The sequence below is a fragment of the Streptomyces prasinopilosus genome (assembly GCF_001419695.1).
GTDB classification, from domain to species: Bacteria; Actinomycetota; Actinomycetes; order Streptomycetales; family Streptomycetaceae; genus Streptomyces; species Streptomyces prasinopilosus.
In genome coordinates this window covers 1-8,349 of sequence record NZ_LIRG01000209.1, presented here as the reverse complement: position 1 = coordinate 8,349, position 8,349 = coordinate 1, and the positions used below count along the sequence as shown (strand labels likewise).

The 8,349-nt window shown below is 71.8% G+C and carries 6 protein-coding genes; 5 read left to right on the top strand and 1 reads right to left on the bottom strand.

The annotated features are described in order from the left end of the window. The first annotated feature begins 188 nt into the window (after positions 1-188). From AOK18_RS10430 to AOK18_RS10410, 5 genes are all read left to right on the top strand, one after another. Positions 189-776, top strand: a complete 588-nt coding sequence (locus tag AOK18_RS10430; protein ID WP_074993260.1) for a sigma-70 family RNA polymerase sigma factor — start codon at positions 189-191, stop codon at positions 774-776. Between the two features lie 65 nt (positions 777-841). Further along, entirely contained in the window at positions 842-1,606 is a 765-nt protein-coding gene (locus tag AOK18_RS10425; protein ID WP_095533937.1) for an anti-sigma factor, read from the top strand. Between the two features lie 60 nt (positions 1,607-1,666). Continuing rightward, positions 1,667-4,048 carry a HelD family protein gene (locus AOK18_RS10420; protein ID WP_055571520.1) on the top strand — a complete coding sequence of 794 codons (2,382 nt, stop codon included), beginning with the start codon at positions 1,667-1,669 and terminating at the stop codon, positions 4,046-4,048. 445 nt (positions 4,049-4,493) lie between these two features. Further along, positions 4,494-5,918, top strand: a complete 1,425-nt coding sequence (locus AOK18_RS10415) for an NAD-dependent malic enzyme (protein WP_055571521.1) — start codon at positions 4,494-4,496, stop codon at positions 5,916-5,918. A 448-nt stretch (positions 5,919-6,366) separates the two neighbouring features. Continuing rightward, positions 6,367-6,648 carry an HU family DNA-binding protein gene (locus tag AOK18_RS10410; RefSeq protein WP_042173245.1) on the top strand — a complete coding sequence of 94 codons (282 nt, stop codon included), beginning with the start codon at positions 6,367-6,369 and terminating at the stop codon, positions 6,646-6,648. A 209-nt stretch (positions 6,649-6,857) separates the two neighbouring features. On the opposite strand, the gene murA is transcribed toward AOK18_RS10410, so the two are convergent. Further along, positions 6,858-8,204, bottom strand: a complete 1,347-nt coding sequence (gene murA, locus AOK18_RS10405; RefSeq protein WP_055571522.1) for a UDP-N-acetylglucosamine 1-carboxyvinyltransferase — start codon at positions 8,202-8,204, stop codon at positions 6,858-6,860. Between the last annotated feature and the right edge of the window lie 145 nt (positions 8,205-8,349).

Genomic DNA, 8,349 nt, shown 5'->3' with positions numbered 1-8,349 from the left:
CGGTGCGGGCAGCCCGGCCGCCCTCGCGCTGTGGGGGAAACGTGAAGGAGAAGAGGGGGGAATGTGCTCCCATGTCCCGGTCTCCGTCCCGACCTCCGAGAAACTCTCACCTCGCGTTGAACACCCCGCGCACCACGCCCGTACCCGATGTCGAGCGACCGACGGGGGGGATCCCCGGGACACCGGAGGTGGGCGTGCGCAAGGATGCGGCCGTGGCCAATGAACGTGGAGCGAGGGCCCGACATCGCATGTCCCCGTCCTCGTCCAACGAACCCGACGAGGAGCTGATGCGTGCTCTGTATCGGGAGCACGCAGGGCCCTTGCTCGCCTACGTCCTCCGGCTGGTCGCCGGCGACCGGCAGCGGGCCGAGGACGTCGTGCAGGAAACGCTCATCCGGGCCTGGAAGAACGCCGGTCAGCTCAACCGGGCGACCGGATCGGTACGCCCCTGGCTGGTGACGGTCGCCCGGCGCATCGTCATCGACGGCCACCGCAGCCGGCAGGCCCGGCCGCAGGAGGTCGATCCGTCGCCGCTGGAGGTCATCCCCGCGGAGGACGAGATCGACAAGGCGCTGTGGCTGATGACGCTGTCGGACGCACTCGACGACCTGACCCCTGCCCACCGGGAGGTCCTCGTCGAGACGTACTTCAAGGGACGTACCGTGAACGAGGCGGCCGAGACCCTCGGGATACCCAGCGGCACGGTGCGCTCCAGGGTGTTCTACGCCCTGCGTTCGATGAAGCTGGCACTGGAGGAGCGGGGGGTGACGGCGTGATGAGCGTGTACGGGGGATTCGGAGCGGGCGGTACGGGTATGTCTGGTGCCATGCAGGGATCACCGGTGCCGAACGAGCATGAGACCGTCGGTGCCTACGCCCTCGGCATCCTCGACGATGCCGAGGCGACGGCGTTCGAATCGCACCTCGCCGGCTGCGAATGGTGCGCCCAGCAGCTCGACGAACTCGCCGGGATGGAACCGATGCTGGCCGCCCTCGCGGACCTGCCCGGCACCGGCACACCGTCGCTCGGCGAGTCGCTGTCGGCCAAGCCGGCGCCGCGCGTGGTGGAGAAGCTGGTCGACGAGGTCGCCGAGCGGCGCGCCAAGAAGCGCCGCCGCAACTTCTACATGGTCGCCGCCGCGGGCGCCCTGATCGTCAGCGGCCCCTTCGTCGCCGTCGCGGCGAACGGCGGGGGCGACGGAGGCGACGGCGGCGGGGGCGGCACCAACCGCACCCTCTCCGCCGACCCGGCCAAGGACGTCTTCGAGCAGATCCCCGACAAGCTCACGGCCACCGACCCGGGCACCAGGGTCTCCGTGACCGTGGCGTTCCAGGAGAAGGACTGGGGCACCGGCCTGGCCGCGCGGATCACCAACGTCAAGGGCCCCGAGAAGTGCGCCCTGATCGTCATCGGCAAGAACGGCGAGCGGGAGACCGCGACCTCCTGGACCGTCCCGGAGTGGGGCTACGGCCTGCCGGACGCCACGACGGACAAGGCCAAGCAGCCGCTCCACGTCCAGGGCGGCGCCTCGTTCGACCCCGACCAGATCGACGGCTACGAGATCGTGACGTTCGACGGCGAGAAGCTCGTCGAAATCGACGCGTAGCCCGGGCGGGCCCCCTTCGCGTACGGTTGACGGCTGCCCAGCACGTCAGAAGGGGGCCCGGTGGCCGCTCAGGCTCAGCAGGAAACCGCGGTCGATCCGGTTCACGATTCCGTTCGCGACCGGGAGATCAGCGGCGAACAGGAACACCTCGACCGGGTGTACCGACGGCTCGAGGAAAAGATCCACGAGGCCGAGTTCCTCATGCACGACGCTGCCCGGCGCGGCCAGGTCGGCACGCCGGGCGCACTCGCCGAACGGGACGCCCAGGTCTTCCGGGCCGGCGTCCACCTCAACCGGCTGAACAACGAGTTCGAGGACTTCCTCTTCGGCCGGATCGACCTGCTCCCCGGCAAGGACGGCAAGAAGGGACCCGACGGCGCCTACACCGCCGTCGAGCCCGCCGAGGGCGCCGTCCGCCCCGACCACACCGCCGACATCGCCGAGACGCTGCACATCGGCCGCATCGGCGTCCTCGACGCCGAGTACAGCCCGCTGGTCATCGACTGGCGGGCGCCCGCCGCCGCCCCGTTCTACCGGTCCACCCCGGTCGACCCGGGCCGGGTGGTGCGGCGCCGGGTCATCCGCTCCAAGGGCCGCAGGGTCCTCGGTGTCGAGGACGACCTGATGCGCCCCGAGCTGACGGCCTTCCTGGACGGCCGCGAGCTGCCCGTCATCGGCGACGGCGCGCTGATGGCCGCGCTCGGCCAGGCCCGGACGCACAGCATGCGGGACATCGTCGCCTCCATCCAGGCCGAACAGGACCTGGTGATCCGCGCCCCCGCCGCCTCCGTGACCTACGTCGAGGGCGGCCCCGGCACCGGCAAGACCGCCGTCGCCCTGCACCGCGCGGCCTACCTGCTCTACCAGGACCGGCGCCGCTACGCGGGCGGCATCCTGATCGTCTCGCCCACCCCGCTCCTGGTCGCCTACACCGAGGGCGTCCTGCCCTCCCTCGGCGAGGAGGGCCAGGTCGCCATCCGCGCCATCGGCTCCCTGGTCGACGGCGCCGAGGCCACCCTGTACGACGCCCCGGCGGTGGCCCGCGCCAAGGGCTCCTCCCGCATGCTCAAGGTGATCCGGAAGGCCGCGCGCGGCGCCCTGGAGAGCACCGGAACGCCGACCCGGCTGCGCGTCGTCGCCTTCGGCCGGCGGCTCGAACTGGACGCCGGGGAACTGGCGGCCGTCCGCCACACCGCCCTCGGCGGCACCGCCCCGGTGAACCTGCTGCGCCCCCGCGCCCGCAGACTGCTCCTGGACGCCCTGTGGGAGCGCTCCGGCGCGGGCACTCGGCACACCGACCCCGAGCTGGCCGCCGAACTGCGCTCCTCCTTCGACGACGACATCACCACCGAGGACGACTTCCTCGCCTTCTTCGACGCCTGGTGGCCCGAGCTGACCCCGGCCGCCGTGCTGGACGCCATGGCCGACGAGCGGCGCCTCGGCCGCTGGGCCCGGCGCGTCCTCAACCCGGGCGAGGTCCGCAAGGTCGCCCGCTCGCTGCGGCGGGACGGCCGGTCGGTGCACGACATCGCGCTGCTCGACGAGCTCCAGGCCGTCCTCGGCGCCCCCGCCCGCCCCCGGCGCAGGCGGGAACTCGACCCGCTGGACCAGCTCACCGGCCTGGAGGAGCTGATGCCGGTGCGCGAGGAGTCGCAGCGCGAGCGGGCCGAACGCCTCGCCCAGGAACGCACCGAGTACGCCCACGTCATCGTCGACGAGGCCCAGGACCTCACCCCCATGCAGTGGCGCATGATCGGCCGGCGCGGCCGGCACGCCACCTGGACGGTCGTCGGCGACCCCGCCCAGTCGTCCTGGTCCGACCCCGACGAGGCCGCCCAGGCCCGCGACGAGGCCCTCGGCAGCAGGCCCCGCCGCCGCTTCGAGCTCACCGTGAACTACCGCAACCCGGCCGAGATCGCCCACCTCGCCGCCAAGGTGCTCGCGCTCGCCATGCCGGGCTCCGTGGCGCCGAGGGCGGTGCGCTCCACCGGCGTCGAACCGCGCTTCGTGACCACGGGCGGGGAACCGGGCCGGCTCCAGCAGCAGGGGCAGGGCCGGGTGCCGGTGCGGGAGAACGGCGCCGGCGAGGGGGCCGGCCCGGGCGGGTCGCTCGCCGAGACCGTGCGCGCGGAGACGGCCCGGCTGCTGGAGCGGGTGGACGGCACGGTCGGCGTGGTCGTCGCCATGCAGCGCCGCGAGGAGGCGCGGCGCTGGCTGGACGGGCTCGGCGACCGTGCCGTGGCCCTCGGCAGCCTGGAGGCCAAGGGCCTGGAGTACGACGCGACGATCGTGGTCTCCCCGGCCGAGATCGCCGACGAGTCCCCGGCCGGCCTGCGCGTCCTGTACGTCGCCCTGACCCGCGCCACCCAGCAGCTGACCGTCGTCTCCGCCGAACGCGACGAGCCGGACGCGGCCGGCGTCCCGGACCTGCTGCGGGACTGACGGCCCGCGGCCCCGGCCTCCGGCGGTGTCCGGCGGCGTCCGTCGGTGTCCGTCGGCGTCCGGCGGGAAATGACCCGCCCGCGGGAATGGTTCCGCGCCATCCGTTTGTTAGCCTGGCAAGTGACACCGGCCCGATCCAAGCCCCCGGGCCCAACCTTCGTCGCTACGAGCGACCACTTGCCGCGAGGCGAGCATGGCGGGCCGGTGTCACTGAACAACCGAGAGGCCCACATCACTTCCGGGTGATGTGGGCCTCTCGCATTGACTTACGTGCGGCCCTCTACTTCTCGTATGGTGGAACAGTCTTTCCGGCGGTTTCCGCAGTTACCCGCTTTCGCCGTGACCAAAACGTTCGCAATCGGATGCGGCTACCACGTACTCGGCGGTAGGTGCGACGATCGGACGGCACAAAGCAGCTACACGGTGAAAGCAGAGGAAGTCGGCCATGGCAACGGCGCCCAGCGTCTCCTACTCGATGACCATCCGGCTGGAGGTGCCGGCGAGCGGAACCTCCGTCTCTCAGCTCACCACCGCCGTGGAATCCTCCGGCGGCACGGTCACCGGCCTCGACGTCACGGCGTCCGGCCACGAGAAGCTCCGCATAGACGTCACCATCGCGGCCACCTCCACCGGCCACGCCGAGGAGATCGTGGAGAAGCTCCGCGGGATCGAGGGCGTCAGCCTGGGCAAGGTCTCGGACCGTACGTTCCTGATGCACCTCGGCGGCAAGATCGAGATGGCGTCCAAGCACCCCATCCGCAACCGTGACGACCTCTCCATGGTCTACACGCCGGGCGTGGCCCGCGTCTGCATGGCCATCGCCGAGAACCCCGAGGACGCCCGCCGCCTCACCATCAAGCGCAACTCCGTTGCGGTCGTGACGGACGGATCCGCCGTGCTGGGCCTGGGGAACATCGGCCCGAAGGCGGCCCTGCCCGTGATGGAGGGCAAAGCCGCCCTGTTCAAGCGGTTCGCCGGCATCGACGCCTGGCCGCTCTGCCTCGACACGCAGGACACCGACGCGATCGTCGAGATCGTCAAGGCGATCGCCCCGGGCTTCGCCGGCATCAACCTGGAGGACATCTCCGCGCCGCGCTGCTTCGAGATCGAGGCCCGGCTGCGCGAGGCCCTCGACATCCCCGTCTTCCACGACGACCAGCACGGCACCGCGATCGTCGTCCTCGCCTCCCTGACCAACGCGCTGCGGGTCACCGGCAAGGCGATCGAGAACATCCGGGTCGTCATGTCCGGCGCCGGCGCGGCCGGCACGGCCATCCTCAAGCTGCTCATCGCGGCCGGGGTGAAGAACGCCGTGGTGGCCGACATCCACGGAGTGGTGCACGCGGGCCGCGAGGACCTGGTGGACACCCCCGCCGACTCCCCCCTGTGCTGGATCGCCGCCCACACCAACCCGGAGAACCTGACCGGCACGCTGAAGGAGGCCGTGCGCGGCGCGGACGTCTTCATCGGCGTCTCCGCCCCGAACGTCCTCGACGGCGCCGACGTCGCCGCGATGGCCGACGGCGCGATCGTCTTCGCGCTCGCGAACCCCGACCCCGAGGTGGACCCGGGCGTCGCCCGCGAGACCGCGGCCGTGGTGGCCACCGGCCGCTCCGACTTCCCGAACCAGATCAACAACGTGCTGGTGTTCCCGGGCGTGTTCCGCGGCCTGCTGGACGCCCAGTCCCGCACCGTCAACACCGAGATGATGCTCGCCGCCGCGCAGGCCCTGGCCGACGTGGTCACCGAGGACGAGCTGAACCCGAACTACATCATCCCGAGCGTGTTCAACGACAAGGTCGCGGGCGCGGTCGCCGGCGCCGTGCGGGAGGCCGCGAAGAACACGGAGGCCTCGGTTCCGGCCGTCTAGAAAAGGCCCCGGAGGCCGCCGCGGCCCTGTGACCATCAACACGGTAGGTGTGGGGTCGGCGCGTCGTGGAACCCGTGACACGCGGCCGCCCTTTAGGGTAGCGGCCGTGACTCGGACCCCCGGTATCCGCGGTCCGCTGCCGACAGCGGACGCAGCGTCACCGTCGGTCGGGCCGTGCGCGCCTCCCGGGTGACTCCCCCGGGTGACTTCACGGGCGGTATCGCGGCTCCTGCGGGTGCCGGATTGGCGTTACCGCCGCAGGTAGAGGCAGGATGCTCCACCGGGACCACGTTCAGGGGGCAGCACCTCCAGGGGCGTGCGGGCCCGTGTAAGTACCCGGGTCCGGGGGACTCACCGAGGCCCCCGGCAGCATCGGCTTGGCCGTGCCCCAAGTGCGGCCCCGCCGCGTGGCACGCCTCAACGGCAAGAAGAACACGGGAGTAACAACATGAACCGCAGTGAGCTGGTGGCCGCGCTGGCCGACCGCGCCGAGGTGACCCGCAAGGACGCCGACGCCGTGCTGGCCGCGTTCGCCGACATCGTCGGCGACATCGTCTCCAAGGGGGACGAGAAGGTCACCATTCCCGGTTTCCTGACCTTCGAGCGCACCCACCGTGCCGCTCGCACCGCGCGCAACCCGCAGACCGGCGAGCCGATCCAGATCCCGGCCGGCTACAGCGTGAAGGTCTCCGCGGGCTCGAAGCTCAAGGAAGCCGCCAAGGGCAAGTGATCCTGCCGTTCGTACGTCCCGGGACGGCGTACGGCGCATAGTGACGCCAAAGGGGCGGCCACCGATCGGGTGGCCGCCCCTTTGGCAAGCCCTTTTCCGGCCAGTCCGGCGCCGCGCCGTGTCCGCCCGGGGGACGGGCCCCGGACCCCGGCCGGGGCCGGCGGCACGGCCGCCGGGTCCCGGCCGTCAGCCGGGCGCCCCGCCCGCCGTCAGCCGAGCGCCTTGCCGGGAAGCTCGACCTTCGCCCCCAGCTCCACCAGCTTGTCCATGAAGTTCTCGTAGCCGCGGTTGATCAGGCCGATGCCGTGGACGCGGGACGTGCCCTGGGCGGCGAGGGCGGCGATCAGGTAGGAGAAGCCGCCGCGCAGGTCGGGGATGACCAGGTCGGCGCCCTGGAGCCGGGTCGGGCCCGAGACGACGGCCGAATGGAGGAAGTTGCGCTGGCCGAAGCGGCAGTGGGAGCCGCCCAGGCACTCGCGGTAGAGCTGGATGTGCGCACCCATCTGGTTGAGCGCCGAGGTGAAGCCGAGGCGGGACTCGTAGACCGTCTCGTGGACGATCGACAGCCCCGTCGCCTGGGTCAGAGCGACCACCAGCGGCTGCTGCCAGTCGGTCTGGAAGCCCGGGTGGACGTCCGTCTCCAGGGCGATCGACTTGAGCTGGCCGCCCGGGTGCCAGAACCGGATGCCCTGGTCGTCGATCTCGAAGGCGCCGCCCACCTTCCGGTAGGTGTTCAGGAACGTCATCATCGAGCGCTGCTGGGCGCCGCGGACGTAGATGTTGCCCTCGGTGGCCAGCGCCGCGGACGCCCAGGAGGCGGCCTCCAGGCGGTCGGGGAGGGCGCGGTGGTTGTAGCCGCCGAGCTTGTCCACACCGGTGATGCGGATGGTCCGGTCGGTGTCCATCGCGATGATCGCGCCCATTTTCTGCAGGACGCAGATCAGGTCCTCGATCTCCGGCTCCACCGCCGCGTTGGACAGCTCGGTGACGCCCTCCGCGAGGACCGCCGTCAGCAGCACCTGCTCCGTCGTGCCGACGGACGGGTACGGCAGCTTGATCTTCGTGCCGCGCAGCCGCTGCGGGGCCTCCAGGTACTGGCCGTCCGCCCGCTTCTCGATCGTCGCGCCGAACTGGCGCAGCACGTCGAAGTGGAAGTCGATCGGCCGGCCGCCGATGTCGCAGCCGCCCAGGCCCGGGATGAAGGCGTGCCCCAGCCGGTGCAGCAGCGGGCCGCAGAACAGGATCGGGATGCGCGACGAGCCCGCGTGGGCATCGATGTCGGCGACGTTGGCGCTCTCCACGTGCGTGGGGTCGAGCACCAGTTCGCCGGGCTCGTCGCCGGGGCGGACCGTCACCCCGTGCAGCTGGAGCAGTCCGCGGACGACCCGCACGTCACGGATGTCCGGAACGTTGCCCAGCCTGCTGGGCTCACTGCCCAGCAGGGCGGCGACCATGGCCTTCGGTACGAGGTTCTTCGCACCGCGGACGCGGATCTCCCCCTCCAGCGGGGTTCCGCCGTGGACAAGCAGGACGTCTTCAGCGCCGTTGACGGTCATGGATCTCGCGTTCCGTGGAGGGGTGCAGGGGCCAGAAGGGCAAGGGTAGTCGCCCCCCGTACCGGTTCCGCCAGCCCGTGCGCGGCCCGCTCCCGTCCCCGGGCCCGCCGCTGCACGGGCGGTTTCCCCCCGGACACTCCGGGTC

Bases quoted from the DNA above. Each gene is read 5' to 3' on its own strand.
- AOK18_RS10415 (WP_055571521.1), top strand. From the start codon at position 4,494: ATGGCAACGGCGCCCAGCGTCTCCTACTCGATGACCATCCGGCTGGAG.
- AOK18_RS10410 (WP_042173245.1), top strand. From the start codon at position 6,367: ATGAACCGCAGTGAGCTGGTGGCCGCGCTGGCCGACCGCGCCGAGGTG.
- murA (WP_055571522.1), bottom strand. From the start codon at position 8,204: ATGACCGTCAACGGCGCTGAAGACGTCCTGCTTGTCCACGGCGGAACC.